The following is a 26,559-nucleotide window of genomic DNA, read 5'->3' on the forward strand; positions in this document are numbered from 1 at the left end:
CTGGTCGACTTCTTCTCTCCAGGTGTCTGGGGGAAGCATTTTTCGAAACAGGGGCCCACGACCCGTCGGCCCGGCCTCACTCGAAGTGTATGCCGTAACTGGTGGCTGGCCAGCACTTTAGTCCGTTTCCCTTACGTAGCAGTCTGAATATTTGTTGGACGAGGTGAACTTGGGCAGGTCGTTGCGGAAAAAATAGATCCCCCGTTGGTTTGCTCCACTGCGGATTTCATTAGCGGCTTTGTCTGAAATAATCAGACAGAAATTCTCGGTCAATGGATTAAGGTTCCCGGACCGGCTCAACTGAAGCGATCCCTCATACCGGCCGGGCTGGAAGCTCCAGTTGTCAGCCTGGAACAAAAAAATCGGCTGCTGGGGTTTGTCCTGACTGACCAGGAATGGGGCGGGGTCGCCAGACCATTTATACGAGAGCCATTCGGCAGCGGGGTCGAAGTCCCACGTGCCGACCTCTTTCCAGTAGAAAACCGGCTTCTTCGAAGGCGCAATCGAGCCAGTGGGAGTGAGTTGGAAGCGCGCATCACGGATGACCTCGACATCCTGAGTTTTGACCCTGGTGGACACTGTCGGCTGGATGTAGAAATGGGTGTCCTTCCCCTCAAACCCGATACGCAAGAGATGAGGAAGTGCTACATCGATTTCGGGCTTCTTTTGGAGTTGAGCGAAGTTATAGAGTGAAAGAGCTAGGGCGGCGACCCCGGCTGCTGTAGCAGTCCACTTGTGCACGGCATCGAAACGACTTCTCCGGGACGACGTCGCCCCCTCATCACTGTCGATCATGCTCCTACCCTGGCCACGATCGCATTCCTCGGCCCGCTGCGTTGCTCCATTTGGCCAGCACAACGAACACCCAGCCAGAGCATGGAACGACTCGCCGGCGTTTTCGGCACAGAAGTGCGTGCCACAGCCGTGCCAGATGCAGGGGTCAGCCACGGTCAACGACGGTTCACCGCAGTCGAGAAGCGCCGCCGAGCTGGGGGCTCTCCGATCCCAGGGTGACCTGCGTACCTTCGCCGCCCCGTGCGGCCGCCCTTACAAAGCCGCGGTGTCCGGTCTGCGGCTGGGGCCCACGTAATCAGTCAGTCAGTCAGTAGCCTGCGGCCAATAGTCTTTGCCGACCTTGGAGGCTCCGTGGTCCATGCTGCTCTCACCGAACCGGATCGGCTGTGGTCGGCGCAGGAGGTCTTGTTGCGTCCCAGTCCGGTGCCGGCGGCGGCCGGGGTCTACGGGTGGCACTTCGAGAAGGCTCCCTGCCCAGACCTCGATGCCGGGCGCCTGCTCTACGTCGGTATAGCCCCGCGGTACATGGCGAACCGGACCAGCACGCAGAACCTGCGCAAGCGCGTGCGGTATCACTACCGGGGCAACGCGGCCGGATCAACGCTTCGCCTCACCCTCGGTTGCCTGCTCGGGATTGAGCTGCGTCGCGTAGGCAGCGGGAAGCGCATGACCTTCGGCAAGGCCGGGGAAGCCACCCTCAGTCAGTGGATGGCAGAGAACGCCCGAGTGTGCTGGATCGAGCGTGACGAACCGTGGACCATGGAGTCGGAGCTCATCTCTCAACTCGACCTGCCTCTGAACCTCGACCAGAACCGCCACAACCGGTTCCACAGCCGCCTCAAGGAACTGAGATCCCAAGCCCGCCAGCGAGCACGGGAGTTGGCCGTCAGCGCATAGCCCGTTGGGCTGACATCACCAGCTGACATCAACCGCGGCGAACGATGGCGCACCGCAGCGGCCACAGCCGGATCGGCGAGCGACCAGCGGACCCCGTTCCTGCACGCGGCACCGCGCTGCGATCGAACTTACAAGGCGGATGTCACCAACGCATGAGCGCCCTCCCGGGTCGTCCTGGGGCCGTGGAAGGGCGCTCAATGATGACCAACGTCGACAACTGCCGACAGCTCAGCAGCAGGTCAGAGCGGTGATCGATTAGGCGGCCGCACGTCACGGCCGCCGTGGGTCAGTTGTGGCTGTGCAGGATCTCGTTCAGGCCGTCCCAGACCGCGTTGTTCGGGCGGGCCTCGACCGCGCCGGTGACCGAGTTGCGGCGGAAGAGGATGTTGGAGGCGCCGCTCAGCTCGCGGGCCTTGACGATCTGGCCGTCGGGCATGGTGACCCGGGTGCCCGCGGTGACGTACAGGCCGGCCTCGACCACGCACTCGTCGCCGAGCGCGATGCCGACGCCCGCCTCGGCGCCGACCAGGCAGCGCTCGCCGATGGCGATGATCACGTTGCCGCCGCCGGACAGCGTGCCCATGGTGGAGGCGCCGCCGCCGATGTCCGAGCCGTTGCCGACCACGACACCGGCCGAGATACGGCCCTCGACCATCGAGGTGCCGAGCGTTCCGGCGTTGAAGTTGACGAAGCCCTCGTGCATGACGGTCGTGCCCTCGGAGAGGTGCGCACCGAGGCGTACCCGGTCGGCGTCGGCGATGCGCACGCCCTTCGGGACGACGTAGTCCGTCATCCGCGGGAACTTGTCGATCGAGGTCACCTGGAGGTGCAGGCCCTCGGCGCGGGCGTTCAGCCGGACCTGCTCGATCTCGTCGACAGCGACCGGGCCGAGGGAGGTCCAGGCGACGTTGGCGAGGAAGCCGAACTGGCCCTCCAGGCTCAGGCCGTGCGGCTTGACCAGGCGGTGCGAGAGCAGGTGCAGACGCAGGTAGACGTCGTGCGCGTCGATCGGCTTCTCGTCGATCGAGGCGATGACCGTGCGGACCGCGAGGACCTCGACGTTGCGGCGGGGGTCCGGGCCGATCGCCTTGGCCGCTCCCTCGCCGAGGAGTTCCACGGCCTGCTCGGCGGAGAGCGTCTCGGTGCCGGCCGGGCCGGGCTCGGCGACCAGCGCGGGAGCGGGGAACCAGGTGTCGAGAACGGTGCCGTCGGCGGCGATGGTGGCGAGCCCGGCGGCCACGGCGCCGGTGGGACGAAGAGCAGTCGTGTCGGTCATGAGGGCAACCTAACCGGCCGGGGGCCGGGGAGGCGAACCAGCGTGCGGGGCGTCTCGGCAGCCGGGCCGTGAAGATCGTCCGAGCGGCCCGCAACTCCCCTGCGGTGCGGGCCGTCCCGGATCCGGCGGTGGCGTCAGGGACGCTCGCCGGCCTTGTCCACCACCGCCATCGTGATCAATTCCTCGCTGTCGACGACCTTGCCGGCCATAAACTGGCGCCAGCCCACGACGTGGTAGGTCCGGGGGTCGATCAGTACCTGTTGCACCATGCTGGGCAGGCGCCCGGTCCTGTACGGGGGCAGTTGCGGGTCTTCCACGACGAAGTAGTTGGCCACGGCGACGGCCTTGCGGCCGGTGACCGTGCCGACCAGGTGGTTGGCGACGTCCCCTTTGACCAGCAGCGCGAGGGCGCGGTACAGCGAGGCCTGCCCCGCGGGCGGCATGAAGCGGTACCGGAGGAGGGTGCTGACCTCCATGTAGTCGTCCCACGCCTGGCCTCCAGGCCCCTTCAGCCCGTCGTCGCTGAGGGCGTTCCAGGCACGGAGTGCCCGCAACGTCCCCTCGCCGTCGGCCGGCAGCGTGGCCACGAAACGGTACACGGCACGCGGCGAGTCGTAGACGTCCAGCTTCTCGCCCCCCGGACGTGCCGGTTCGACGGTGAGCCTGCGACCGTCGGCCGTCTCGTAACGGGCCCGCAGTTCGCCGTCGTAGCGGGCCCAGCGCTCGCTCGTCTCATCGCCGGGGGTCGACACCACGTGCGTGTAGATCCACTGCTTCCCGGTGGGTTCGGTTCCCGCCGGCTCCCTGTCCAGCGCGTCGGCCGCCCGCTCCAGGAAGTCGCGCGCGCTCAGCCCCTTCAGGTCGATGTCCGGCGTCGCGGGCTGCACCCGGCGTCCGGTGCCGGCCCCGCCGGCCAGCAGGGCCGCCGTGACGGCGACGGCGGTCACCGCGGCGACGACCGCGACGACGACTGCGAACTCCCGCCGCCGCCACCGGGCCGGGCGGCGCTCCCGTGCCGCGTCGGTCAGCCGATCGCGTCCCGCCGCCAGCCGGGCCCGGTCCGGTACCGGCGCGTGGGCACGCAGCGCGCGCACCTCGGTCATCTCGTCCATCGCTATGCCACCTCCGCGGTGTCGCCCACGAATGCCGGATCGGCGCCCAGCGCCGTACGTACCTTGCGCCGGGCCCGGTTGAGCCGGGAGCGGACCGTGCCGACCGGGATGTCCAGTGCCTCGGCGACCTCCTGGTAGGTGAGGTCGGCCCAGGCGACGAGGAGCAGGACGTGCCGGTCGCCCGCCGTCAGTGCGGCGAGGGCGCCGGCGAGCGGGCCCTGCGCGTCGATCCGGTTGTCGGTGTGCTCGACCCAGGACTCGCTCCAGGACGCGGCGACCGGGTCGTGCCCGGTGCGGGCCAGCGCCTTGAGTGCCCGTACCTCGGCCCGGCGTTGCTTGCCGATCAGGTTGCCCGCTATGCCGTAGAGCCACGGGCGCGCGTTGGGGCGTGCGAGGTCGTAGCGGGAGCGGATCCGGAAGGCGACGAGGAAGGTGTCGGCGGTGATGTCGTCGGCCGCGGTGTCGCCGAGCCTGCGCGCCGCGTACCGGTGGATGTCGGGCGCGTAGCGATCGTAGAGCCGGGCGAAGAGCTCCGGTTGCTCCAGTGACTGGGCGACGGTCTCCGCGTCGTCCCCCGCCTGTGCCGTGGCCGGCGGCGGTCCGCTCACGAGGGCTCCCCCTGGTTCGTCGGTGCGTGTGTGTCGCCCCCTGTTCCCCGATGCCCGCCGGAGGGTTCACGGTGCCTCGGCCGACTCGCCGGGAAGGGGAACGGCAGACGCGTTCCGCTCAGGGAATCACGCGCCCCAGCACCTCCCGTGCGTACCCCTCGTCATACGGCGTCCCGGTCAGCAGCACCTGGAGGCAGATCCCGTCCATCAGCGCGACCAGGGCCCGCGCCGTGACCGGGTCGGTGCGCCGTGCCAGCCGTTCGGCGAGGTCGTCGGCCCACTCGGCGGCGACGGGGCGCAGGGCCGGGCGGCGCAGGGCGGCGAGGTACAGCTCGTACTCCAGCTCCACGGCGGTACGGTCCCCGCTCAGCCAGTCGCCGAGAATCCGGGCGAGGGAGGTGGCGAGGTCCGCCGAGGAGTCGTCCAGTCCGCCGCGCGAGGCGATCGCCTTGGCGAAGCCCTCGTTGGCCTGCCGCAGCGCGGCGACCATCAGCTCGTCGAGGGTCTTGAAGTGGTACGTCGTCGAGCCGAGCGGTACGTCCGCCGCGGCGGCGACGGAGCGATGGGAGAGCCCGGCGAGCCCCTTCTCCCCCACCACGCGGATCGCCGCCTCGATGATCCGCTGCCGGCGCTCGGGGTCGTAACGGCGTGGCATCAGTGCGCGCCTCCCAGGTTCAGGACCACGACTCCGCCGATGATGAGCACGATCCCGGCGACCTTCACCAGGCTCAGTCCCTCCCCGAACAGCAGCAGGCCGAGCACGGCGATGGCCGCGGTGCCGACTCCGGACCAGATCGCGTACGCCGTGCCGATCGACACGGTCTTCAGCGTCGCGGCCAGGAGCAGGAACGACACCACGTATCCCAGTGCCGTCACCAGCGAGGGCCAGAGTCTGCTGAAGCCCTCGCTGTACTTCATCGCCGTCGTCGCGGCGACCTCGGCGGCTATGGCGCCGGCGAGCGTCAGGTATCCCATGTGTACGAGTGTACGCAACGTTGTGTACGACCGTACACAACAGCCGTGGCGCAGCGCGTCCGCGGGAGGCCGCCGAGATCCGCGCCCGAACTCCCCCGCGCCCACACGAAGATGTTTAATTCTCATAGAAACCGCTAGCTGAAACGGCTCCCCGCGGCCGCGCGACTCCACTAGTGTGTGCACCTCTGTGATCCATCATTGCTTCACACCTCACCCACCTCACCCTCACACCCCCGGCTGCCGCTGCCTTGGCGCCGCTGGAGGAAATGCGCATGCCAGAAACCACCCCCCAACCCCCGCCGCACCCCTCCTGGGAGAACGGCTGGGTCCCCGACACCTCCCGGGCTCCCGGAACCCGAAGACTCTGGCTGGCCGGCACGCTGGCGATCGCCACGGTCGTCGCCTGCGTCACCGCGATAGCCGTCAGCCGCACCACCCCTGACCAGGCGTCGGCGACGCCTCCCCCGCCGACCGACGCGGCCCTCGACCACGGCCCCGGCCTGCTCTCCTTCGCCTCGCCGACGGCGACGGGACCGGCCACTCCCGCGAAGGACAAGTCAGGCATGCTGACGACTTCGCCGACCTCGTCCTCCTCCGCCACGGCGTCTGCCGCGGCACCGGGCACCACCCCGAAGACCTCGCCGTCCAGCGCGAAGCCTTCCAAGTCCTCGCCGGCCAAGGGAAGTTCGGGGGGCTCGAGTGGTTCGGGCGGCTCCACGCAGCAGTCCCCCACCCACAGGTCGGTCCGCTCGGTCAACTACCCGGACCGCTACTGGCACGTGAGCGACGGCTATGTGAAGCTCGACCCGGTCCGCGGCTCGGAGTCCCGTGAGGACTCGACGTTCACCGTGGTCAAGGGCCTTGCGAACAGCTCCTGTTACTCGTTCCGGACGTCCGACGGAAAGTATCTGCGGCACCGCAACTTCCTGCTGCGCGCCGACGGCAACGACGGCTCGTCCCTCTTCAAGCAGGACGCCACCTTCTGCGCCCGGACCTCGTCATCCTCGGGCGCGGTCATGCTGGAGTCGGTGAACTACCCCGGCCGTTTCCTGCGCCACCAGAACTTCCAGCTGCGACTGGTCTCCTACCAGAACAGCGACCTGTACCGCGCGGACTCGGCGTTCCGCCTGGTGGACCCGCTGGCCTGAGCCTCCTCGCCCGGGCGACACACGGCGAGGTTCGACGGACCTCGCCGTGTGCACGGGCATGCCGATTCGCTCGACTTGTGGTGTGTCGTGTCCAGCAGCGCCCTGGCACACCCCGTTGTCAGTGCCCTCCGGCACCATCGGTGCATGAGCCATGCCGCACACGACTCCGACGCGCGGGCCGAGTTCGCCCGGGCCATCGGGGCCGCCCTGTCCGAAGCAGCCCGGGACGGTGCCACCAAGCCGACGCTGTCCCAGATCTGCAGGGCATCGAAGGCCAAGGGCCAGGTAGCCCTGAGCACCACGACGATCAGCGCCTGGCGCAAGGGGGATCGCGTCCCGTCATCCTGGTCGGCCTTGGATTCGTTCCTCGGGGCGCTGGAGCGAGCCGCCGCGCTCCCCCGCGGCAAGCTCGACCGGTCCTCGTGGAAGCGACTCTACGAACGCGCGCAGAGCACGCCTGCGGGCGCCCGCGATTCACGGGTGACGGTGTTTCCGGTGCGGGACGCCGACCCTCTCGAACTCAAAGTGCACCGGGCACGCACCCTGGAAGACGGCACCGCTCTGCCTGAGTACATACCCCGCGACATAGACCCAGAGGTCAGGAAAGCTCTTTCCCGCATCAGCGACGCAGGCGGCGTGGTCCTCCTCACCGGGGCGTCAACGGCCGGCAAGACCCGCTGCGCCTACGAGGCGATGACCACGGTTCTGCCCGATCACCTGCTCGTCGTGCCCCCGCACATCACGGACCTGGCAGACGCCGTGACCGAGGCTGTACGAGCCGCGCGCTCGGGCACACGCTGCGTCCTGTGGCTCAATGACATGGAGCAGTACCTGAGCCCGGACGGGCTGACGCTCGCCGACATCCGTGCCCTGCGGGCGGCGCACACCGTGGTGCTCGGCACCATGCGCTCCAGGATCCGTGACGGTCATCCGTCCCACGAACTCATCAGGCTGGCCGAGGAGTTCGAAGTCGTACGGCTCTGGTCACAGCAGGAAGTCGGGCGTGTCCGGGACCATCTGCGATCACGCCCCGACGCACGGCTGCGGCTCGCGCTGGAGCAGGCCGAGGATTTCGGCATCGCGGAAACGCTGGCGACAGGCCCTCAGCTGTGGAGGGAACTTCTCCATGCCTCGGTGGTGGACGGCCATCCGCGCGGTGCCGCCCTGGTCTGGACGGCGATCGACCTGGCCCTTGCGGGGCTCACGGAACCACAACCCTGCGACCTGCTCAGAACACTGCACGAACGGTATCTGCCAGGCCGCAACAAGCAGTTGATCGGCCCCGAGTCATTCGACGCCGCGCTGTCCTGGGCCACGAGCCCACGAGACGCCGTGACACGGCTGCTCGTCCCGGAGGGTGACGGGCTGAGGCCGTTCGACTATCTTCTCGACGCCCATCTGCGGGATCGGGGTCCTTCGGCAGACCTGATCCCTGATGAGATCTGGGAAGTCGTCCTTGCACACGCCTTGAAGAAGCATCACCGATTCAGCATCGCTCTGGCCGCCCACGCGAACGACCGCATGGATGTGGCCCGACGGGCGTTGCAGCCGCTCGCGGACGCCGAGGACGTCGACACCTTCCGCACCCTGGGACTGCTCTACGAGCGGTCCGACACCGAGGAGGCGATCCGCTGGCTCCAGCGGGCGATCGATGCCGGAGACGTCCTCTCCATCCGGCTCATGGGCAATCTGCACTTCAGGAAACAGGACCGTCGGGCGGCCGGCCTCTGGTACCGGCGGGCGGCAGAGGCAGGTGACGAAGTATCGGAGTCGTACTACACCTCTCCGGGCGTGGACAGGCGTCCGGTCCCGGACGAACTGGCCCCGCCCGAAGCGCCCGAGTCGGAGGCGCTTGACGAGGACGAGTGGGACGAAGACCGGGAGTGGGGCCCGACCGCGCGCACTTTGCGCGTCCTGGAAGCCACGCTCGAGATCGCGGCCGACATGGCCTACGACGTCCTCGAGGAAATCGGAGGCCGCCCGGTCGACCTCCGCGACAACTACGCCTACATCTTCAGCCACATGCCGGTGCACACCTGGCGGCAGGACGCGCGATGGCGTCGCCAACTGGTCCGCTGCTTCGACGACTTGGCCCGGGACATCAGGGCGGGAAAGCGGCCCGTGCCCACCTGTACCGGCGAGGAGATGGCCCTCCACATGGCCGTCGACCACGCGTCGTCCATGGTGGTCGACGACCCGGAACTGGTCACGTCGTTCGTCGAGGACGTCCCGCCTCACCACGACGACTGGGACTGGGGCCTCTGCCTCGATGCCTTCCTGGAGGACACGGACGTCCTGTTCCTCTACGAGCCCTGGGCCCAGGGCATCGAGGACTCCGATCACCACCTCAACAGCTTCATGGGCTTCGCCAACCTCGAGGTCGAGGATTGGTTCGTGCCCTTTTACGGAGACCGGGCACGCGATCCGGACCGCGGATTCCGCCGGTGACCACTTCCCGCCGGGAAAACCCGCCTACAGGTTCTGACCTGGGACGTCGATGAAGACCGCCGCTGGGGCAACGGCCGCCGCGTCCGTGATCCGCTTCCGTGGTGGCACGCGATCGCGACAACCGTCAGCTCTCCGGAAAGGCCCGGTCCCATGCAGCCAGCTCCTGAACTCCTGCTCCTCGCAGGCGTCCCGGTGGCCATGACCCTCATCCTGCTCGTCGGCCACCTCGCCACCCTGCGGGGTCTGCGAGGCGGCCACCGCGTCGCGGCATTTCGAGCTTTCGCCGAGGCTCTGCGGCGTCGGCGGTAACGTGCGAAGGGGCCCGGCACATGGCCAGGGCCCCTTCACAGGTTCGACGGAACGCAGGGTCAGACGTTGAACCCGAGCGCCCGCAGCTGCTCGCGGCCGTCGTCGGTGATCTTGTCGGGGCCCCACGGGGGCATCCAGACCCAGTTGATGCGCAGTTCGTTGACGAGGCCGTCCGTGGCGGACTTGGCCTGGTCCTCGATGACGTCCGTCAGCGGGCAGGCCGCCGAGGTCAGGGTCATGTCGATCGTCGCGATGTTCGCGTCGTCGATGTGGATTCCGTAGATCAGGCCGAGGTTGACGACGTCGATGCCCAGCTCGGGGTCGACGACGTCGTACAGCGCCTCGCGGAGTTCGTCCTCCGAGGCCGGCTTCATCTCAACGGTGTCGGTCATGCCGTCTTCCTTTCGACGTCGGCCGCGCCACCCAGCGCCTGAGCCGTCGCGTCCTTCCACGCCATCCAGCTCAGGAGGGCGCACTTGACCCGGGCCGGGTACTTGGAGACACCGGCGAACGCGACCGCGTCCTCCAGCACCTCCTCCATCTCGTCGTCGGGTTCGAGCCTGCCCTTGGACTGCATCAGCTCCAGGAAGGTCTCCTGGATCTGCCGCGCGTCGGCCAGCTCCTTGCCGACCAGGAGGTCGTTCAGCACGGAGGCGCTCGCCTGGCTGATCGAGCAGCCCTGGCCCTCGTACGAGACGTCCTCGATCGTCGTGCCGTCGTACTTCACTCGGAGGGTGATCTCGTCGCCGCAGGTCGGGTTCACATGGTGTACCTCGGCGTCACCGTCCCTGAGACCACGCCCGTGCGGGTGCTTGTAGTGGTCGAGGATGACTTCCTGGTACATCGAGTCCAGCTTCACGGTTTCAGCTCACGCCCTTCAGCCGAAGAAGTTCCGTACGTGCTCCAGGCCCTCGACCAGTGCGTCGATCTCGGCCGGCGTGGAGTACAGATAGAACGACGCTCGCGTGGTCGCAGGAATTCCGTACCGCAGGCAGACCGGACGGGCGCAGTGGTGGCCGACCCGGACCGCGATGCCCTGCTCGTCGAGGACCTGGCCCACGTCGTGCGGGTGGATGTCCCCGAGGGTGAAGGAGATCGCGGCGCCCCGGTCCTCGGCCGTGGTGGGGCCGATGATCTTCAGATCGGGGACCTCGGTGAGCCGCCGTACCGCGTACTCGGTCAGCGCGTGCTCATGGGCGAGGATCTTGTCCATGCCGATGGAGTTCAGGTAGTCGATCGCCGCGCCGAGGCCGACCGCCTGGGCGATCGGGGGGGTGCCCGCCTCGAACTTGTGGGGCGCCGGGGCATAGGTCGAGGAGTGCATCGACACGGTCTCGATCATCTCGCCGCCGCCCAGGAAGGGGGGCAGGTCCTCCAGGAGCTCCTGGCGGCCCCAGAGGACGCCGATGCCCGTCGGGCCACACATCTTGTGCCCGGTGAAGGCGACGAAGTCGGCCTGGAGTGCCTGGACGTCCAGCGGCATGTGGGGAGCCGCCTGGGAGGCGTCGATGCAGACCAGCGCGCCGACCTCCTGGGCGCGGCGGACTATCGCCTCGACCGGGTTGATCGTGCCCAGGATGTTCGACACCAGCACGAAGGAGACGATCTTCGTCTTCTCGGTGATGATCTCGTTGATGTTGGACAGGTCGAGGCGGCCGTCGTCGGTGAGGCCGAACCACTTCAGCTTCGCGCCCGTGCGCTGCGCCAGCAGCTGCCACGGCACGATGTTGGAGTGGTGCTCCATCTCCGTGATGACGATCTCGGTCTCGTGGTCCACCCGGTAGGGCTCGTCGGCCCAGCCGAGCATGTTCGCCACGAGGTTCAGCGACTCGGAGGCGTTCTTGGTGAAGATCACCTCGTCGCGGCTGGGCGCGTTGATGAACTCGGCGACCTTGTCGCGCGCGCCCTCGTACAGCGCCGTGGCCTCCTCGGCGAGCACATGCACACCGCGGTGGACGTTGGCGTTGTAGCGCTCGTAGTACTCACTGAGTGCGTCCAGTACCTGGCGCGGCTTCTGCGAGGTCGCCGCGTTGTCCAGGTACACGAGCTTCCGGTCGTCGTGGACCAGCCGGTCCAGGATGGGGAAGTCCTTGCGGATCGCCTCGGTGTCGAGGAGGCCCGGCAGCTGCGTCACGCGGATACGCCACCCTTCGTGTAAGCCTCGTAGCCCTCGTTCTCCAGCTTGTCGGCGAGCTCGGCACCGCCGGACTCGACGATGCGTCCGGCGGAGAAGACGTGGACGAAGTCGGGCTTGATGTAGCGCAGAATGCGCGTGTAGTGCGTGATGAGCAGGGTGCCCACCTCGCCGGTCTCACGGACGCGGTTGACGCCCTCGGAGACGACGCGCAGGGCGTCGACGTCCAGGCCGGAGTCGGTCTCGTCGAGGATCGCGATCTTCGGCTTGAGCAGTTCCAGCTGGAGGATCTCGTGGCGCTTCTTCTCACCGCCGGAGAAGCCCTCGTTGACGTTGCGCTCGGCGAAGGCGGGGTCCATGGCGAGGCGCTCCATGGTCTCCTTGACCTCCTTCACCCAGGTGCGCAGCTTGGGGGCCTCGCCGCGGACGGCGGTGGCGGAGGTGCGCAGGAAGTTGGAGACCGAGACACCGGGGACCTCGACCGGGTACTGCATCGCCAGGAACAGGCCGGCGCGGGCGCGCTCGTCGACGGACATCTCCAGGACGTCCTCGCCGTCGAGGGTGACGGTGCCGCCGGTGATCGTGTACTTCGGGTGACCCGCGAGCGAGTAGGCGAGGGTCGACTTGCCGGAGCCGTTGGGGCCCATGATGGCGTGCGTCTCGCCCTGCTTCACGGTGAGGTCGACGCCCTTGAGGATCTCCTTCGTGGCGTTGTCGGCCTCGACGGTGACGTGCAGGTCTCGGATTTCAAGCGTTGCCATGGGTGCCTCAGGACTCCTGGGTGAGGGAGACGAGCACGTCGTCCCCTTCGATCTTTACGGGGTATACGGGAACGGGGCGGGTGGCCGGGAGGCCGGACGGCTTGCCGGTGCGCAGGTCGAAGCTGGAGCCGTGCAGCCAGCACTCGATCTGACAGTCCTCCACCTCGCCCTCGGAGAGCGAGACGTTGGCGTGGGAGCAGATGTCGTAGATCGCGAACACCTCTCCCTCGGTGCGGACGACCGAGACCGGCGTGCCGTCGAGCTCCACCCGTTTCGGGGTGTCGTCCTCCAGCTCGCTCAGGCCGCAGGCGCGTACGAACGCTGTCGGTGCTGTCATGCGACCGAGGCCTCCAGCTCCTCCTCGATCTTGGCGAGCAGCCGCTCCTCGATGTCGGCGACGCCGATCTGCTGGACCAGCTCGGCGAAGAAGCCGCGGACCACCAGTCGGCGGGCCTCGTGCTGCGGGATGCCGCGGGCCATCAGGTAGAAGAGCTGCTCGTCGTCGAAGCGGCCGGTGGCGGAGGCGTGGCCGGCGCCGACGATCTCGCCGGTCTCGATCTCCAGGTTCGGCACCGAGTCGACCCGCGCGCCGTCCGTGAGGACCAGGTTGCGGTTCATCTCGTAGGTGTCGGTGCCCTCGGCCTTGGCCTCGATCAGGACGTCGCCGATCCAGACCGCGTGCGCCTGCTCGCCCTGGAGGGCGCCCTTGTAGGCCACGTTCGACTTGCAGTGCGGGGTGTTGTGGTCGACGAGCAGCCGGTGCTCCTGGTGCTGCCCGGCGTCCGTGAAGTACAGGCCGTACAGCTCGGCCTCGCCGCCGGTGCCGGCGTAGGAGACGCGCGGGTGCAGTCGTACGACGTCGCCGCCGAAGGTGACGACGACCGACTTGAAGGAGGCGTCCCGGCCGACCAGGGCGTTGTGCTGGGCCACGTGCACGGCCTTGTCGTCCCAGTCCTGGACGGAGACGACGGTGAGCTTGGCGCCGTCGCCCAGGACGTACTCGACGTTGGCGGCGGTGACCACGTCACCGGTGTGGTCGATGACGACGACGGCCTCGGCGAAGGCGCCCAGCTCGATGATCTGGTGGCCGTAGGAGACCCCGCCCTGGCCGTGCACGGCGATCCGGATCGGCTCGGTGAGCACCGTGTCCTTGGGGACGGTGACCACGCCGGCCTGCTCGAAGGCGGAGTACGCCTGGGCGGCGACCCGGTCCACCGGGGTGCCGGCCCGGCCGAGCCGGGGGTCGTCGCGGCCGACCAGCTCGACGGTGACGCCCTCGGGGGCCTCCACCGCGACCTTCAGGCCGTCGCCGGTGGCGACCGCCGTGCCGTCGTGCAGCCCGCGCAGGCGCTCCAGCGGGGTGAACCGCCACTCCTCCTCGCGGCCGTGCGGGACCGGGAAGTCCGCGACGTCGAAGGACGGGGGCGCGCTCATGCGCGTGGCGACGGTCGATTCGGCGGCCACCGCGATCTGGCCCGCGGTGGTCGAGCCCACGGGGATGTTCTGAGCCTCAGCCATGGCTGTCGGTCTGCTCGCTTTCTTACGTGAGTGGCTTGACGGTGACGGCGGTCGCTTAGCCGACCGCGCCTTCCATCTGGAGCTCGATCAGCCGGTTGAGTTCGAGGGCGTACTCCATCGGCAGTTCCTTGGCGATCGGCTCGACGAAGCCGCGCACGATCATCGCCATCGCCTCGAACTCGGTCAGACCGCGGCTCATCAGGTAGAAGAGCTGGTCCTCGGAGACCTTGGAGACGGTCGCCTCGTGGCCCATGGACACGTCGTCCTCGCGGACGTCGACGTACGGGTACGTGTCGGAACGGGAGATGGTGTCGACGAGCAGCGCGTCGCACAGCACGTTCGACTTGGAGCCGTGGGCGCCTTCGCCGATCTCGACCAGGCCGCGGTAGGAGGTACGGCCGCCGCCGCGCGCCACGGACTTGGACACGATGTTGGACGACGTGTTCGGCGCCATGTGGACCATCTTGGAGCCGGCGTCCTGGTGCTGGCCCTCGCCCGCGAAGGCGATGGAGAGGGTCTCGCCCTTGGCGTGCTCGCCCATCAGGTAGACGGCCGGGTACTTCATCGTCACCTTGGAGCCGATGTTGCCGTCGATCCACTCCATGGTCGCGCCCTCGTAGGCGACGGCGCGCTTGGTGACCAGGTTGTAGACGTTGTTCGACCAGTTCTGGATGGTCGTGTAGCGGCAGCGGGCGTTCTTCTTGACGATGATCTCGACGACCGCGGAGTGCAGCGAGTCCGACTTGTAGATCGGGGCGGTGCAGCCCTCGACGTAGTGCACGTAGGCACCCTCGTCGACGATGATCAGGGTCCGCTCGAACTGGCCCATGTTCTCGGTGTTGATCCGGAAGTAGGCCTGGAGCGGGATCTCGACGTGCACGCCCTTCGGCACGTAGATGAAGGAGCCGCCCGACCACACGGCCGTGTTCAGGGAGGCGAACTTGTTGTCACCGACCGGGATGACGGTCCCGAAGTACTCCTTGAAGAGCTCCGGGTGCTCCTTCAGCGCGGTGTCGGTGTCGAGGAAGATGACGCCCTGCTCCTCCAGGTCCTCGCGGATCTGGTGGTAGACGACCTCGGACTCGTACTGGGCGGCGACACCGGCGACCAGGCGCTGCTTCTCCGCCTCCGGGATGCCCAGCTTGTCGTAGGTGTTCTTGATGTCCTCGGGCAGGTCCTCCCAGGACTCCGCCTGCTTCTCCGTGGAGCGCACGAAGTACTTGATGTTGTCGAAGTCGATTCCCGACAGGTCGGAACCCCAGTTCGGCATCGGCTTCTTCTCGAAGAGGCGCAGGCCCTTGAGACGGAGCTTGGTCATCCACTCCGGCTCGGACTTCTTCTCGGAGATGTCCCGGACGACGTCCTCGTTGATGCCGCGCTTGGCGGAGGCGCCGGCCGTGTCGGAGTCGGCCCAGCCGTATTCGTACTTGCCCAGGCCCTCGAGTTCGGGGTGGGCAGTCTCCGTGGGGAGAGTCATGCGGGGTTCCTCCCGGCCGTGCTAGCAGATGCGTCAGTGGAAATCTTGGGGATGAACGTCGTGCAGACGCCGTCGCCGTGCGCGATGGTCGCCAGTCGCTGGACGTGCGTTCCGAGCAGTTCGGCGAAGATCTCCGTCTCCGCCTCGCACAGCTGCGGGAACTGCTCCGCGACGTGGGCGACCGGGCAGTGGTGCTGGCACAGCTGTTCGCCGACCGGTGCGCTGCGCGCCGTTGCAGCGTACCCGTCCCTGCTCAGGGCCTTGGCCAGCGCTTCCGTGCGGTCGTCGGGGCTCACGGCCTCGATCGCCTTGCGGTAGCCGCTCGCCTGTGCGGCGATCCGGGCCCGCGCGAAGGCGGCGACCGCCTCCTGACCGCCCCCCTGCTCGGCGATCCAGCGCAGCGCGTCGGCGGCCAGCGTGTCGTAGGACTGGTCGAAGGCGTCGCGGCCGCAGTCGGTGAGAGCGAAGACCTTGGCGGGACGGCCGCGGGTCCGCGCGCCGTACACCCGCTGCTCGCGCGCCTCCACGACATCGTCGGCGACCAGGGCGTCCAGGTGCCGGCGTACGGCCGCCGGGGTCAGGCCCAGGCGTCCGGCCAGCTCGGTGACGGTCGACGGGCCGTGGTCCAGGATCGACCGCGCGACCCGGTTGCGCGTCGAACGCTCACCGGTCGCGAGTTCCTCCTGCGGGGTACCCGTGGGGGTCTCCCGAGCCTCGCCGACGTTTTTCACAACGCCATTGTTGCGTAATTCCTCAGAACCAGGCAAGCGGCGTCCGGACCGCCGGACGGTGCCCTGCGTCACTTAGGCTTACCTAATCCGACCTGCGCAAACGATCTTTGATCGATCATCCCGCACGCAATCCACTGGCGGTCGGCGGCCTCGTCCGGAACACTCCCCAACCATGCCCACACCCCCTCCGACCGGCCCTCTTGTCACCCGGGACACCCTCGCGAAGCAGCTTCGGCTGCTCGGTGTCAAGACCGGCGAAACCCTCCTCGCGCACACCTCGCTCAGTTCCCTCGGCTGGGTCAACGGCGGAGCCGTGGCGGTCGTCGAAAGTCTTCTCGACGCGCTCGGCCAGAACGGCACCCTGGTGGTCCCCACCCAGACCGGCGACCTCTCGGACCCGTCGGTGTGGCGCGACCCGCCGGTACCGGAGGAGTGGTGGGCGGACATCCGGGCGACCATGCCCCCGTACGACCCCCGGATCACCCCCGCGCGCGGGGTCGGCGTGATCCCGGAGACCGTGCGGACCTGGCCGGGCGCGCTGCGCAGCGCGCACCCGCAGACCTCCTTCGCGGCCGTCGGTCCCCGCGCCGCCGAGATCGTCGACGGCCACGCCCCCGACTGCCGGCTCGGCGAGCGCAGCCCACTGGCCCGCCTGGAGGAACTGGACGCGCGCGTGCTCATGCTCGGCACCGGCTATGCCACCTGCACCGGCTTCCACCTCGCCGAATACCGCATACCCTCGCCCCGGGTCCCGGTCGGCCGGCCCGCCCCGGGCGGCGGCTGGGAGGTGGTGACCGAGGTGTCGATCACCTCCGACCGCTTCGACGAACTGGGCTACGACTTCGAACGCGACCGGCCCGTCGTCGTCCGCGGGACGGTCGGCGCGGCCGAGGCGCGGCTCTTCCCGGTGCGTGAGGCGGTGGCCTACGCCGAGCGATGGCTGGCCGTACATCGACCCCGTGAGGAGGAGATCTAGCACCCGGCCGTCCGGGTGACGGCAGCCGTACCTAGACTCTGTCCCCATGCGAAGTGAGCCCGTGGTCCAGGTGCGGGACCTGGTGAAGCGGTACGGCACGAAAACCGCCATGGACGGCCTCGACCTGGTGGCCCGGCCGGGTGTGACCGCCGTACTCGGACCCAACGGCGCGGGCAAGACGACGACGATCGAGACCTGCGAGGGATACCGCAGACCGGACTCCGGCTCGGTACGCGTCCTCGGCCTCGACCCCGTACGTCAGTCCGCCGAGCTGCGCCCCAGAGTGGGCGTGATGCTCCAGTCCGGCGGGGTCTACTCCGGCGCCCGCGCGGACGAGATGCTGCGGCACGTGGCGAAGCTGCACGCGGATCCGCTGGACGTGGACGCGCTGATCGAGCGGCTGGGCCTCGGCGGCTGCGGGCGTACCTCGTACCGCCGGCTCTCCGGCGGCCAGCAGCAGCGCCTGGCGCTCGCCATGGCCGTGGTCGGACGCCCGGAACTGGTCTTCCTCGACGAGCCGACCGCCGGGCTCGACCCGCAGGCCCGCCGGGCCACCTGGGACCTGGTGCGGGACCTGCGCACCGACGGCGTTTCGGTCATTCTCACCACCCACTACATGGAAGAGGCCGAGCAGCTCGCCGACGACGTCGCCATCATCGACGCCGGCCGGGTGATCGCCCAGGGCTCCCCCGAGGAGCTGTGCAAGGGCGGCGCCGAGAACACCCTGCGGTTCACCGGCCGCCCCGGCCTCGACGTCGGCTCGCTGCTCAAGGCGCTCCCGGCCGACTCCGCGGCCGCCGAGCTGACGCCGGGTTCCTACCGGGTCATGGGCAAGGTCAATCCCCAGCTGCTGGCGACGGTGACCTCGTGGTGCGCCCAGCACGGCGTGATGCCGGACCGCATCTCGGTCGAACGCCACACGCTGGAGGACGTCTTCCTGGAGCTGACCGGCAAGGAGCTGCGCTCATGACCACCGCGACGGGCACCTACACCCCGAAGCCGGGTGCCGCCCCGCTCCCCCGCATGATCGCGGCGCAGGCGGCCCTGGAGACCAGGATGCTGCTCCGCAACGGCGAGCAGCTCCTGCTGACGGTCGTGATCCCCACCCTCCTCCTCGTGCTCTTCAGCTCGGTGGACGTCGTCGACACCGGATCCGGCAAGGCGGTCGACTTCCTCGCCCCCGGCATCCTCGCCCTCGCCGTCATGTCCACGGCCTTCACCGGCCAGGCCATCGCGACCGGCTTCGAGCGCCGCTACGGCGTCCTGAAGCGCCTCGCCTCCTCCCCGCTGCCGCGCTGGGGCCTGATGACGGCGAAGACGGCGTCGGTCCTGGTCACCGAGATCCTCCAGGTGATCCTGCTGACGCTGATCGCCCTGGCCCTCGGCTGGTCCCCGCACGGCAACCCCCTCGCCGTCCTGCTCCTGCTGGTCCTCGGCACCGCCGCCTTCTCCGGCCTCGGCCTCCTGATGGCGGGCACCCTGAAGGCGGAGGCGACCCTGGCCGCCGCCAACCTGGTGTTCCTGCTGCTCCTCGTGGGCGGCGGGGTCATCGTCCCGCTGGACAGGTTCGGCTCGACCGGACAGGAGATCCTGGGCCTGCTGCCCATCTCCGCCCTGTCGGACGGACTCCGCGACGTACTCCAGCACGGCGCCGGGATGCCCTGGGGGGACCTGGGGATCCTCGCGGTGTGGGCGGTGGCGGGGCTGGGGGCGGCGGGGCGGTTCTTCCGCTGGGAATGAGCGTCGTACGGCGCCGACCACGTCCTCACCGTGCGTGCCCGCTGCGCCTGCGGGAGACGCCACGCTCCGACGGCTGACCGGCCTGAACGCGACAGCGGGCACCCACGTGAATTCGTGCACAAGCGGCGCCCTACGATGGTGGACGTGCCAAAGCTGACCCCCGCCGATGCCGTAGCTGCCGTGCGCAACCCGCTCGCCTTCATCGCCGACCGCTGGACCCCGGATCCCCGGACCGTCCGGCGCGCGGCCCTCGCCGCACTCGTGATGTCGGTGGTCATCGTGGTCACCGGCGGCGCGGTCCGGCTCACCGGCTCCGGCCTCGGCTGCCCGACCTGGCCCGAGTGCACCGACGGCTCGCTGACCCCGACGACCGCGCTGAGCTACCACAGCGCCATCGAGTTCACGAACCGCATGCTGACCTATGTGCTGTGCGCGGCGGTCGGGTGGGCGATCATCGCCGCCCGGTCCCAGAAGCCGTACCGGCGCGGCCTGACCCGGCTGGGCTGGGCGCAGTTCTGGCTCGTGATGAGCAACGCGATCCTGGGCGGCATCGTGGTGCTCGTCGGCCTCAACCCGTACACCGTCGCCGCGCACTTCCTGCTGGCGACGGCGCTCATCACGGTCGCCGCCCTGATGTGGCAGCGCACCCGCGAGGGCGACGGTGAGCCGCGCCCGCTGGTCGGCAAGGCCGTGCAGCAGCTGGTGTGGGCCCTGGTGGTCGTGACGCTGCTGCTCATCGCCGCGGGCACGGTGGTGACCGGCGCGGGGCCGCACCCGGGCGACTCCGGCGACGTCGAGCGCATCGACGTCAGCTGGTCGGGCGTCGCCGAGCTGCACGCGGTGTTCGCCTGGATCGTGGTGTCACTGACCTTCGCCCTGTGGTTCTTCCTCAAGGGCGTCGGCGCGCCCCAGGGACCGCGGGACCGCGTCCGTGACCTCTTCCTGATCCTGCTCGGCCAGGGCGTGATCGGTTACGTCCAGTACTTCACGCATCTGCCCACGGTCCTGGTGGGCCTCCACATGTTCGGCTCCTGCCTGGTGTGGATCGGCGTGCTGCGCGTCCTGCTCTCGCTGCGGGAGCGCGCCGAGGTGACGGCCGAGGTGCCCGCTCAGACGTACGACGCCGTGAGCGCGTCGGTGGCCGGCCCCCAGTAGCCCCGGGCCCTGCGCGCCGTCCGCTCCCCGGTGGGCGGCGCGGGGTCGTCGTGGCGACGGCCCGGATGTCCTCGGCGGCCTGTGCGGGCGCCCTGATCCCGGGCAGCCGGTCGGTACGCGCCCGGTCCCTGCGGCTCAGTCCAGGCCGTACACCCGCCTCGCGTTCCCCGCCGCGATCAGCTTGGCCACGCGCTGTGCGTCGCCGAGTGACCAGGCGCCCTCGGCGACCCAGGTGCCGAGCACCCGGTCGAGGGACTCGCGGAAGAGGCGGGCGCCGACGACGTGCAGTTCGGGCAGGCCGTGGGCGCCGCTGGAGAAGAGGATCTTGCCGAAGGGGGCCAGTTCCAGGATCTCGGCGAGGATCGTCCCGGCCCGGGCGCCGGTGCGCACCAGGGCCGCGCCCGAGTCGGCGTAGACGTGCGGGAAGACGCCGGCCAGGTGGGCGGCGTGGCGGTGGTAGGGGTAGCCGTGCAGCAGGACCAGGTCGGTGCCGAGGCCCGCGGTGGCCCGGACGAAGTCGGTCAGCAGGACCGGGTCGGTACGGTCGATCCGGGCGCCGGGCTCGCCGAGGCCCGCGTGCAGCTGGAGCGGGAGACCGGAGGCCACGGCGATCCACAGCAGGTGCCGTAGGAGAACCGGGTCGGTCAGCTCGCCGCCGACCCGGCGGGCCGCCAGCCAACGGCCCGCGGCGCCTCTCACCTCACCGGGTCCGGGCGGCTCGGGGGCCAGCGCGAGACCGTGCCGCAGGCCGGCGACGGAGGTGAAGGCGACCGCGTTCGCCGCCGCGCCGTGCACCGACTCGGCGAGGTTGGCGAGGAAGGACTCGACGGTCCCGGAGGTGTCGGCGACCTGCTCGGCCAGCAGCTCCAGCCGGACGATCTCCCTGGCCTGGGCGGCACCGGTGGACGCCAGCTCCGCGGGGCCGGTGAGGTCGCCGGGGAGGCCGGTGTCGACGAGGTAGGTGGTGATGCCGCTGCCGCGCAGCAGGCGCCGGCCCGCCTCCAGGACGCCGAGTTCACGGCGCCGGGCGAGGTAGCGGGCGGGCGGGCAGTGGGGTTCCAGGCCGAGGAGCGGGGGACACCAGCGCCGTACCGCGAAACCGGTCTGGGTGTCGAAGAGGGTGGTGCCGGCGGCCGGGGGGCCTTCGGTGCGGGCGAGCTGGGTCTCGAAGGTGCCGAGGCCGAGCTCCGTACGCAGCACTCCGTGGCAGTACTGGTCCACCAGGGACGGCGTTTCGATCATCCGGGCTCCCGTGTGGACGGCTGCATGTCCGTCTTAACGGGTGAACGGGGATGGAGGTCGCGGGCGGGGGTGGGTGGTACCGGCTGTACGGCGACTGCGGACCGCATGTGGCTGGTCGCGCCCACCCGGCGGAGCCGCACACTGATACGGACCCGCGCCCCTGGAACAGCTGTTCAGCCGCCGATCTGAATGCCGGCCATCCGCTTCCACTCGTAAGGCCCCGTCTGGACCTTCGCCGCGAACTCGCCGTCGAAGGACTCGTGGACGGTGATGCCCGCCTTCTCCAGCGCCTGCCGGGCGACCTCGGTGCTCGGGGCCACCAGGTCACCCCAGCCGCCGTCCTCGCCGACGAGGACGATGCGGGCGCCGCGTTCGCCGATGTAGGCCACCTGGCCCTCGGCGCCGCCGTGGGCCCTGGCGAAGGTGCTGATCTGCTTGGCGAGGCGCGCGACCTTGCGCTCGGCCTTCTGGTCAACCTGCTGCGTGTCTGCCATGAGCAGGATGCTACTCACGAGTAGATCGACTGGCGAGGGCAGGGCGGTGTGACGTGGGCCCGCACGGGTCGGTGCGCGGTCAGCGCAGGAAGGGGTCCACGGCCACCGCCACGAACAGCAGCGACACATAGGTGATGGACCAGTGGAACAGGCGCATCTCCTTGAGCTTCCCGCCCGTCACCTCGGCCTTCGCGCGGTTCTGGAGCGCGTGCGCCTCCCACAGCCACCAGCCGCCCGCCACCAGGGCGACCAGCGTGTAGAACCAGCCGGTGTAGCCGAGGGGGGTGAGGAGCAGCGACACCGCGACCATCACCCAGCTGTAGATGACGATCTGCTTGGCGACCACCTTGTTGGAGGCGACCACCGGCAGCATCGGCACGCCCACGCGCGCGTAGTCGTCCTTCACCTTCATGGACAGCGGCCAGTAGTGCGGCGGTGTCCAGAAGAACATGACGAGGAAGAGGATGACCGGCGCCCACGACATGGAGTCCTTGACGGCCGACCAGCCGATCAGCACCGGCAGACAGCCGGCGATGCCGCCCCACACGATGTTCTGCGAGGTACGCCGCTTGAGGATCATCGTGTAGACGACGACGTAGAAGAGGAGCGCTCCGAGTGACAGCCAGGCGCTCAGCCAGTTGACGGTGAAACCGAACAACAGGGTGGAGACGACCGCCAGGGTGATGCCGAAGGCGAGGCACTCGCGCGGACTGACCATGCCGGTCACCAGGGGCCGCTGCGAGGTGCGGTCCATCAGCGCGTCGATGTCCCGGTCGATGTACATGTTGAGCGCGTTGGCGCCGCCCGCGGAGAGGTACCCGCCGACGCAGGTGAGCAGGACCAGCGTCATGTCGGGCACGCCTTGCTGCGCCAGGAACATCACCGGAACGGTGGTGATGAGCAGCAGCTCGATGATCCGCGGCTTGGTCAGCGCCACGAAAGCTTTGACACGGGCCCCGAACGGCCGGTGACTCGGGCTCTCGCTCGCACCGAGTACCCCCGCTGGACGGGATTCGACGGCCGTCACGCACACCCCTGACAGAGACATCCCAGCAAGCCTCCCCGTGTGAAGTCCCGGTAAAGGCTCGCGCGTACCACGCCACTTTAGACGTTGCCCATACCTCGACCTTCGCGGGGGTGGGGTCGTGTTGGCAGGCGTCTCGGGAGAGCCGGGAGGGGGCTCGGTTGAGCAGTCAGATGAGCGGCTGCGTATTCAACTGGATTCACGTGCCGACACGCCTTCCCGGCCAGTCGGGAGGCGGATCCCCGCAAGGCCCGGCAGTCTGGAAACACTCGAAAAAACGCACGTCCTTACGGGGGTAGGCTCGACAGCGGCCGGTGGGCACCCAGTACACCGGCAGCCGGTGCGGGCGTGTGCCCGTGGACCGGTAACCGAACATGTGGAGAGGAGCCCTGACCCAGGGTGAGCACCAAGCCGACCACCACAGACCTCGACTGGACCGAGTTGGACCAGCGGGCCGTCGACACCGCCCGCGTCCTGGCCGCCGACGCCGTACAGAAGGTCGGCAACGGCCATCCGGGTACGGCGATGAGCCTGGCGCCGGCCGCGTACACCCTCTTCCAGAAGGTGATGCGGCACGACCCGTCCGACCCCGACTGGGTGGGCCGCGACCGTTTCGTGCTGTCCGCCGGTCACTCGTCGCTGACCCTCTACACGCAGCTCTACCTGGCCGGCTTCGGCCTGGAGCTGGAAGACCTCGAAGCCTTCCGCACCTGGGGCTCCAAGACGCCGGGCCACCCGGAGTACGGCCACACCAGGGGCGTGGAGACCACCACGGGACCGCTCGGCCAGGGTGTCGCCAACGCGGTCGGCATGGCCATGGCCTCCCGCTACGAGCGCGGCCTGTTCGACCCGGACGCGCCGCAGGGCGAGTCCCCCTTCGACCACTACATCTACTGCATCGCCGGTGACGGCTGCCTCCAGGAGGGCATCTCCGCCGAGGCGTCCTCGATGGCCGGTCACCAGAAGCTCGGCAACCTGGTCCTGCTGTGGGACGACAACCACATCTCGATCGAGGGCGACACCGAGACGGCCGTCTCCGAGGACACCGTCAAGCGGTTCGAGGCGTACGGCTGGCATGTGCAGCGCATCGCCCCGAAGCCGGACGGCGACCTGGACCCGCACGCCATCTACAACGCGATCGAGGCCGCGAAGAAGGTGACGGACAAGCCGTCCTTCATCGCGATGCGCTCGATCATCGCCTGGCCCGCCCCGCACGCGCAGAACACCGAGGCCGCCCACGGCTCGGCGCTCGGCGAGGACGAGGTCGCGGCCACCAAGCGCGTCCTCGGCTTCGACCCGGAGAAGTCCTTCGACGTCGCCGAGGAGGTCCTCGCCCACACCCGCGCGGCCGGTGAGCGCGGTGCCGCCGCGAAGGCCGAGTGGGAGAAGTCGTTCCAGCTGTGGCGTGACAGCAACGCCGAGCGGGCCGCCGAGTTCGACCGCATCGCCGCGGCCGAGCTGCCCAAGGGCTGGGAGGAGAAGATCCCGGTCTTCGAGCCCGGCAAGGGCGTCGCCACCCGCGCGGCCTCCGGCAAGGTGCTCCAGGCGCTCGGTGCCGTGATCCCCGAGCTGTGGGGCGGCTCCGCCGACCTGGCCGGGTCGAACAACACGACCATCGACAAGGACAGCTCGTTCCTGCCGGCGGACAACCCGCTGCCGGGTGCGAACCCCTACGGCCGCACCATCCACTTCGGTATCCGCGAGCACTCCATGGCCGCGGAGATGAACGGCATCACCCTGCACGGCAACACCCGTGTCTACGGCGGTACGTTCCTCGTCTTCTCCGACTACATGCGCAACGCCGTGCGGCTGTCGGCGCTGATGCACCTGCCGGTGACGTACGTGTGGACGCACGATTCCATCGGTCTCGGCGAGGACGGCCCGACGCACCAGCCGGTCGAGCACCTCGCCTCGCTGCGCGCCATCCCCGGTCTGAACGTGGTCCGCCCGGCGGACGCCAACGAGACCGCGATCGCCTGGCGCGAGATCCTCCGGCGCTACACCAAGGTCTTCGGCAAGGGCGCCCCGCACGGCCTGGCGCTGACCCGCCAGGGCGTGCCGGTGTACGAGTCCAACGAGGACACGGTCAAGGGCGGTTACGTCCTCTTCGAGGCGTCGAACGGCACCCCCGAGGTCATCCTCATCGCCACCGGTTCCGAGGTGCACGTCGCCGTCGAGGCGCGCGAGCAGCTGGAGGCCGACGGCGTGCCCACCCGGGTCGTCTCCATGCCGTGCGTGGAGTGGTTCGAGGAGCAGGACCAGGGGTACCGGGACAGCGTGCTGCCGCCGTCCGTCAGGGCGCGGGTGTCGGTCGAGGCGGGTATCGGCCTCACGTGGCACAAGTACGTCGGGGACGCCGGCCGCATCGTTTCCCTGGAGCACTTCGGTGCTTCCGCCGACGGCAAGGTGCTCTTCCGCGAGTTCGGCTTCACTGCCGAGAACGTGGCCGCCAAGGCCCGGGAATCCATCGCCGCCGCCCAGCGCTGACGCTCATATACGACACGTAGGAGATGTAATTCCATGACAGACGCACTCAAGCGCCTCTCCGAGGAGGGCGTCGCGATCTGGCTGGACGACCTGTCGCGCAAGCGGATCACGTCCGGCAACCTCGCCGAGCTGATCGACCAGCAGCACGTCGTGGGCGTCACCACCAACCCGACGATCTTCCAGAAGGCGATCTCGCAGGGCGACGGCTACGACCAGCAGCTGTCGGACCTCGCCGCCCGCAAGGTCACCGTCGAAGAGGCCGTCCGCATGATCACCACGGCGGACGTCCGCGACGCCGCCGACATCCTGCGCCCGGTGTACGACGCGACCGACGGCCAGGACGGCCGGGTGTCGATCGAGGTCGACCCGCGCCTGGCGCACAACACCAAGGCGACCGTCGCCGAGGCCAAGCAGCTGGCCTGGCTGGTGGACCGCCCCAACACGCTCATCAAGATCCCGGCCACCAAGGCGGGTCTGCCGGCGATCACCGAGGTCATCGGCCGCGGTATCAGCGTCAACGTCACGCTGATCTTCTCGCTGGAGCGCTACCGCGAGGTCATGGACGCGTACCTCTCCGGCCTGGAGAAGGCCAAGGAGCGCGGCCTGGACCTCTCGCTCATCCGTTCGGTGGCGTCGTTCTTCGTGTCCCGTGTGGACACCGAGATCGACAAGCGCCTGAACGACCTGGGCACCGACGAGGCCAAGGCGCTGCGCGGCAAGGCCGCCGTCGCCAACGCCCGGCTCGCCTACCAGGCGTACGAGGAGGTCTTCTCGACCCCCCGCTGGACCGCTCTGGAGAGCGCCGGCGCCAACAAGCAGCGTCCGCTGTGGGCGTCGACCGGTGTGAAGGACCCGTCGTACAAGGACACCATGTACGTCGACGACCTGGTCGCGCCGAACACCGTGAACACCATGCCGGAGGCCACCCTCTTCGCGGTCGAGGACCACGGCGGCATCACCGGCGACACGATCACCGGTACCTACGAGCAGGCCCGCGCCGACCTCGACGCCGTCGAGCGGCTGGGCATCTCGTACGACGACGTGGTCCAGGTTCTGGAGGACGAGGGCGTCGAGAAGTTCGAGGCCTCCTGGAACGACCTGCTCAAGTCGACCCAGGCGGAGCTGGAGCGCCTGGCCCCCTCGGAGGGCTAAATTGTCGAGCAGCAACCCGCTGCGTGACCCCGCAGACCGACGGCTCCCGCGTATCGCGGGACCGTCCGGTCTGGTCATCTTCGGCGTCACGGGCGACCTC

General features: G+C 69.1%; 27 protein-coding genes. 10 read left to right on the top strand and 17 right to left on the bottom strand.

Features of this window, described 5'->3' with window-relative positions; genetic code table 11:
* Positions 1-117: 117 nt before the first annotated feature.
* On the bottom strand, positions 118-795 hold the full coding sequence (locus ACZ5K7_RS42850; RefSeq protein ID WP_468922883.1) for a hypothetical protein: 678 nt from the start codon (positions 793-795) through the stop codon (positions 118-120).
* Positions 796-1,146: 351 nt separating this feature from the next.
* Here ACZ5K7_RS42850 and ACZ5K7_RS42855 point away from each other — a divergent pair, with 351 nt between their 5' ends.
* Positions 1,147-1,692 carry a GIY-YIG nuclease family protein gene (locus tag ACZ5K7_RS42855; protein WP_468922886.1) on the top strand — a complete coding sequence of 182 codons (546 nt, stop codon included), beginning with the start codon at positions 1,147-1,149 and terminating at the stop codon, positions 1,690-1,692.
* 286 nt (positions 1,693-1,978) lie between these two features.
* Here ACZ5K7_RS42855 and dapD read toward each other — a convergent pair whose 3' ends face one another.
* From dapD to ACZ5K7_RS42880, 5 genes are all read right to left on the bottom strand, one after another.
* Positions 1,979-2,968: a 2,3,4,5-tetrahydropyridine-2,6-dicarboxylate N-succinyltransferase gene (gene dapD, locus ACZ5K7_RS42860; protein ID WP_468922889.1), complete on the bottom strand. Its 990-nt coding sequence runs from the start codon at positions 2,966-2,968 to the stop codon at positions 1,979-1,981.
* A 134-nt stretch (positions 2,969-3,102) separates the two neighbouring features.
* Positions 3,103-4,080: a CU044_5270 family protein gene (locus ACZ5K7_RS42865; protein WP_468922892.1), complete on the bottom strand. Its 978-nt coding sequence runs from the start codon at positions 4,078-4,080 to the stop codon at positions 3,103-3,105.
* 2 nt (positions 4,081-4,082) lie between these two features.
* Positions 4,083-4,688, bottom strand: a complete 606-nt coding sequence (locus ACZ5K7_RS42870) for an RNA polymerase sigma factor (protein ID WP_351694854.1) — start codon at positions 4,686-4,688, stop codon at positions 4,083-4,085.
* Positions 4,689-4,806: 118 nt separating this feature from the next.
* Complete coding sequence (locus ACZ5K7_RS42875) at positions 4,807-5,343, bottom strand: TetR/AcrR family transcriptional regulator (protein ID WP_351694856.1); 537 nt, start codon at positions 5,341-5,343, stop codon at positions 4,807-4,809.
* The gene (locus tag ACZ5K7_RS42880; RefSeq protein ID WP_351694858.1) at positions 5,343-5,663 is read right to left on the bottom strand and encodes a DMT family transporter; all 321 of its coding nucleotides are present in this window, start codon (positions 5,661-5,663) and stop codon (positions 5,343-5,345) included. Before ACZ5K7_RS42880 ends, ACZ5K7_RS42875 begins: the two co-directional genes overlap by 1 nt.
* Before the next feature lie 272 nt (positions 5,664-5,935).
* Between ACZ5K7_RS42880 and ACZ5K7_RS42885 the strand changes: the two genes are divergently transcribed.
* The 3 genes from ACZ5K7_RS42885 to ACZ5K7_RS42895 all read left to right on the top strand — a co-directional run bounded on the left by ACZ5K7_RS42885 (position 5,936) and on the right by ACZ5K7_RS42895 (position 9,568).
* The gene (locus ACZ5K7_RS42885; protein ID WP_468922897.1) at positions 5,936-6,811 is read left to right on the top strand and encodes an AbfB domain-containing protein; all 876 of its coding nucleotides are present in this window, start codon (positions 5,936-5,938) and stop codon (positions 6,809-6,811) included.
* Positions 6,812-6,955: 144 nt separating this feature from the next.
* Complete coding sequence (locus ACZ5K7_RS42890) at positions 6,956-9,259, top strand: tetratricopeptide repeat protein (RefSeq protein WP_468922900.1); 2,304 nt, start codon at positions 6,956-6,958, stop codon at positions 9,257-9,259.
* Positions 9,260-9,409: 150 nt separating this feature from the next.
* Positions 9,410-9,568, top strand: a complete 159-nt coding sequence (locus ACZ5K7_RS42895; RefSeq protein WP_468922903.1) for a hypothetical protein — start codon at positions 9,410-9,412, stop codon at positions 9,566-9,568.
* Positions 9,569-9,627: 59 nt separating this feature from the next.
* Here the strand turns inward: ACZ5K7_RS42895 and ACZ5K7_RS42900 are convergent, their stop codons facing one another.
* From ACZ5K7_RS42900 to ACZ5K7_RS42935, 8 genes are read right to left on the bottom strand one after another with little or no spacing between them, the layout of a single operon-like run.
* Positions 9,628-9,960, bottom strand: coding sequence for a metal-sulfur cluster assembly factor (locus ACZ5K7_RS42900; protein WP_351694866.1), 333 nt, complete (start codon positions 9,958-9,960; stop codon positions 9,628-9,630).
* Positions 9,957-10,427 (bottom strand): Fe-S cluster assembly sulfur transfer protein SufU, encoded by a 471-nt coding sequence (gene sufU, locus ACZ5K7_RS42905; protein WP_351694868.1) that lies wholly within the window; start codon positions 10,425-10,427, stop codon positions 9,957-9,959. The genes ACZ5K7_RS42900 and sufU overlap by 4 nt, the downstream gene beginning before the upstream one ends.
* Positions 10,428-10,445: 18 nt before the next feature.
* Complete coding sequence (locus ACZ5K7_RS42910; RefSeq protein WP_351694870.1) at positions 10,446-11,702, bottom strand: cysteine desulfurase; 1,257 nt, start codon at positions 11,700-11,702, stop codon at positions 10,446-10,448.
* The gene (gene sufC, locus ACZ5K7_RS42915) at positions 11,699-12,463 is read right to left on the bottom strand and encodes a Fe-S cluster assembly ATPase SufC (protein ID WP_351694872.1); all 765 of its coding nucleotides are present in this window, start codon (positions 12,461-12,463) and stop codon (positions 11,699-11,701) included. Before sufC ends, ACZ5K7_RS42910 begins: the two co-directional genes overlap by 4 nt.
* 7 nt (positions 12,464-12,470) lie before the next feature.
* The gene (locus tag ACZ5K7_RS42920) at positions 12,471-12,800 is read right to left on the bottom strand and encodes a non-heme iron oxygenase ferredoxin subunit (RefSeq protein ID WP_351326261.1); all 330 of its coding nucleotides are present in this window, start codon (positions 12,798-12,800) and stop codon (positions 12,471-12,473) included.
* Complete coding sequence (sufD, locus tag ACZ5K7_RS42925; protein ID WP_351694874.1) at positions 12,797-13,981, bottom strand: Fe-S cluster assembly protein SufD; 1,185 nt, start codon at positions 13,979-13,981, stop codon at positions 12,797-12,799. The genes ACZ5K7_RS42920 and sufD overlap by 4 nt, the downstream gene beginning before the upstream one ends.
* A gap of 55 nt (positions 13,982-14,036) precedes the next feature.
* Positions 14,037-15,458: a Fe-S cluster assembly protein SufB gene (gene sufB, locus ACZ5K7_RS42930; RefSeq protein WP_351694876.1), complete on the bottom strand. Its 1,422-nt coding sequence runs from the start codon at positions 15,456-15,458 to the stop codon at positions 14,037-14,039.
* The gene (locus ACZ5K7_RS42935; protein ID WP_351694878.1) at positions 15,455-16,189 is read right to left on the bottom strand and encodes a helix-turn-helix transcriptional regulator; all 735 of its coding nucleotides are present in this window, start codon (positions 16,187-16,189) and stop codon (positions 15,455-15,457) included. The genes sufB and ACZ5K7_RS42935 overlap by 4 nt, the downstream gene beginning before the upstream one ends.
* Positions 16,190-16,361: 172 nt before the next feature.
* On the opposite strand from ACZ5K7_RS42935, the gene ACZ5K7_RS42940 reads away from it, so the two are divergent.
* From ACZ5K7_RS42940 to ACZ5K7_RS42955, 4 genes are all read left to right on the top strand, one after another.
* Positions 16,362-17,165, top strand: a complete 804-nt coding sequence (locus tag ACZ5K7_RS42940) for an AAC(3) family N-acetyltransferase (RefSeq protein ID WP_468922912.1) — start codon at positions 16,362-16,364, stop codon at positions 17,163-17,165.
* Positions 17,166-17,211: 46 nt separating this feature from the next.
* On the top strand, positions 17,212-18,135 hold the full coding sequence (locus ACZ5K7_RS42945; RefSeq protein WP_468922915.1) for an ABC transporter ATP-binding protein: 924 nt from the start codon (positions 17,212-17,214) through the stop codon (positions 18,133-18,135).
* The gene (locus tag ACZ5K7_RS42950) at positions 18,132-18,905 is read left to right on the top strand and encodes an ABC transporter permease (RefSeq protein WP_468922918.1); all 774 of its coding nucleotides are present in this window, start codon (positions 18,132-18,134) and stop codon (positions 18,903-18,905) included. Before ACZ5K7_RS42945 ends, ACZ5K7_RS42950 begins: the two co-directional genes overlap by 4 nt.
* Before the next feature lie 135 nt (positions 18,906-19,040).
* The gene (locus ACZ5K7_RS42955; protein WP_468922921.1) at positions 19,041-20,060 is read left to right on the top strand and encodes a COX15/CtaA family protein; all 1,020 of its coding nucleotides are present in this window, start codon (positions 19,041-19,043) and stop codon (positions 20,058-20,060) included.
* Between the two features lie 135 nt (positions 20,061-20,195).
* On the opposite strand, the gene ACZ5K7_RS42960 is transcribed toward ACZ5K7_RS42955, so the two are convergent.
* The 3 genes from ACZ5K7_RS42960 to ACZ5K7_RS42970 all read right to left on the bottom strand — a co-directional run bounded on the left by ACZ5K7_RS42960 (position 20,196) and on the right by ACZ5K7_RS42970 (position 22,829).
* Positions 20,196-21,302: an amidohydrolase family protein gene (locus ACZ5K7_RS42960; protein WP_468922924.1), complete on the bottom strand. Its 1,107-nt coding sequence runs from the start codon at positions 21,300-21,302 to the stop codon at positions 20,196-20,198.
* A 173-nt stretch (positions 21,303-21,475) separates the two neighbouring features.
* Complete coding sequence (locus ACZ5K7_RS42965; RefSeq protein WP_351694890.1) at positions 21,476-21,796, bottom strand: hypothetical protein; 321 nt, start codon at positions 21,794-21,796, stop codon at positions 21,476-21,478.
* Positions 21,797-21,875: 79 nt separating this feature from the next.
* The gene (locus ACZ5K7_RS42970; protein ID WP_351695440.1) at positions 21,876-22,829 is read right to left on the bottom strand and encodes a heme o synthase; all 954 of its coding nucleotides are present in this window, start codon (positions 22,827-22,829) and stop codon (positions 21,876-21,878) included.
* Between the two features lie 390 nt (positions 22,830-23,219).
* On the opposite strand from ACZ5K7_RS42970, the gene tkt reads away from it, so the two are divergent.
* A complete protein-coding gene (gene tkt / locus ACZ5K7_RS42975; protein WP_450971685.1) occupies positions 23,220-25,307 on the top strand; it encodes a transketolase in 2,088 nt (695 codons plus the stop codon).
* 33 nt (positions 25,308-25,340) lie between these two features.
* Positions 25,341-26,459: a transaldolase gene (tal, locus tag ACZ5K7_RS42980; protein ID WP_351694895.1), complete on the top strand. Its 1,119-nt coding sequence runs from the start codon at positions 25,341-25,343 to the stop codon at positions 26,457-26,459.
* The last annotated feature ends 100 nt before the right edge of the window (positions 26,460-26,559 follow it).

This window comes from Streptomyces sp. NPDC031497 (assembly GCF_055580905.1).

Bases quoted from the DNA above. Each gene is read 5' to 3' on its own strand.
- ACZ5K7_RS42850 (WP_468922883.1), bottom strand. From the start codon at position 795: ATGATCGACAGTGATGAGGGGGCGACGTCGTCCCGGAGAAGTCGTTTC.
- dapD (WP_468922889.1), bottom strand. From the start codon at position 2,968: ATGACCGACACGACTGCTCTTCGTCCCACCGGCGCCGTGGCCGCCGGG.
- ACZ5K7_RS42865 (WP_468922892.1), bottom strand. From the start codon at position 4,080: ATGGACGAGATGACCGAGGTGCGCGCGCTGCGTGCCCACGCGCCGGTA.
- ACZ5K7_RS42875 (WP_351694856.1), bottom strand. From the start codon at position 5,343: ATGCCACGCCGTTACGACCCCGAGCGCCGGCAGCGGATCATCGAGGCG.
- ACZ5K7_RS42880 (WP_351694858.1), bottom strand. From the start codon at position 5,663: ATGGGATACCTGACGCTCGCCGGCGCCATAGCCGCCGAGGTCGCCGCG.
- ACZ5K7_RS42885 (WP_468922897.1), top strand. From the start codon at position 5,936: ATGCCAGAAACCACCCCCCAACCCCCGCCGCACCCCTCCTGGGAGAAC.
- ACZ5K7_RS42890 (WP_468922900.1), top strand. From the start codon at position 6,956: ATGAGCCATGCCGCACACGACTCCGACGCGCGGGCCGAGTTCGCCCGG.
- ACZ5K7_RS42895 (WP_468922903.1), top strand. From the start codon at position 9,410: ATGCAGCCAGCTCCTGAACTCCTGCTCCTCGCAGGCGTCCCGGTGGCC.
- ACZ5K7_RS42900 (WP_351694866.1), bottom strand. From the start codon at position 9,960: ATGACCGACACCGTTGAGATGAAGCCGGCCTCGGAGGACGAACTCCGC.
- sufC (WP_351694872.1), bottom strand. From the start codon at position 12,463: ATGGCAACGCTTGAAATCCGAGACCTGCACGTCACCGTCGAGGCCGAC.
- ACZ5K7_RS42920 (WP_351326261.1), bottom strand. From the start codon at position 12,800: ATGACAGCACCGACAGCGTTCGTACGCGCCTGCGGCCTGAGCGAGCTG.
- sufD (WP_351694874.1), bottom strand. From the start codon at position 13,981: ATGGCTGAGGCTCAGAACATCCCCGTGGGCTCGACCACCGCGGGCCAG.
- sufB (WP_351694876.1), bottom strand. From the start codon at position 15,458: ATGACTCTCCCCACGGAGACTGCCCACCCCGAACTCGAGGGCCTGGGC.
- ACZ5K7_RS42940 (WP_468922912.1), top strand. From the start codon at position 16,362: ATGCCCACACCCCCTCCGACCGGCCCTCTTGTCACCCGGGACACCCTC.
- ACZ5K7_RS42945 (WP_468922915.1), top strand. From the start codon at position 17,212: ATGCGAAGTGAGCCCGTGGTCCAGGTGCGGGACCTGGTGAAGCGGTAC.
- ACZ5K7_RS42950 (WP_468922918.1), top strand. From the start codon at position 18,132: ATGACCACCGCGACGGGCACCTACACCCCGAAGCCGGGTGCCGCCCCG.
- ACZ5K7_RS42955 (WP_468922921.1), top strand. From the start codon at position 19,041: ATGGTGGACGTGCCAAAGCTGACCCCCGCCGATGCCGTAGCTGCCGTG.
- ACZ5K7_RS42960 (WP_468922924.1), bottom strand. From the start codon at position 21,302: ATGATCGAAACGCCGTCCCTGGTGGACCAGTACTGCCACGGAGTGCTG.
- ACZ5K7_RS42965 (WP_351694890.1), bottom strand. From the start codon at position 21,796: ATGGCAGACACGCAGCAGGTTGACCAGAAGGCCGAGCGCAAGGTCGCG.
- tal (WP_351694895.1), top strand. From the start codon at position 25,341: ATGACAGACGCACTCAAGCGCCTCTCCGAGGAGGGCGTCGCGATCTGG.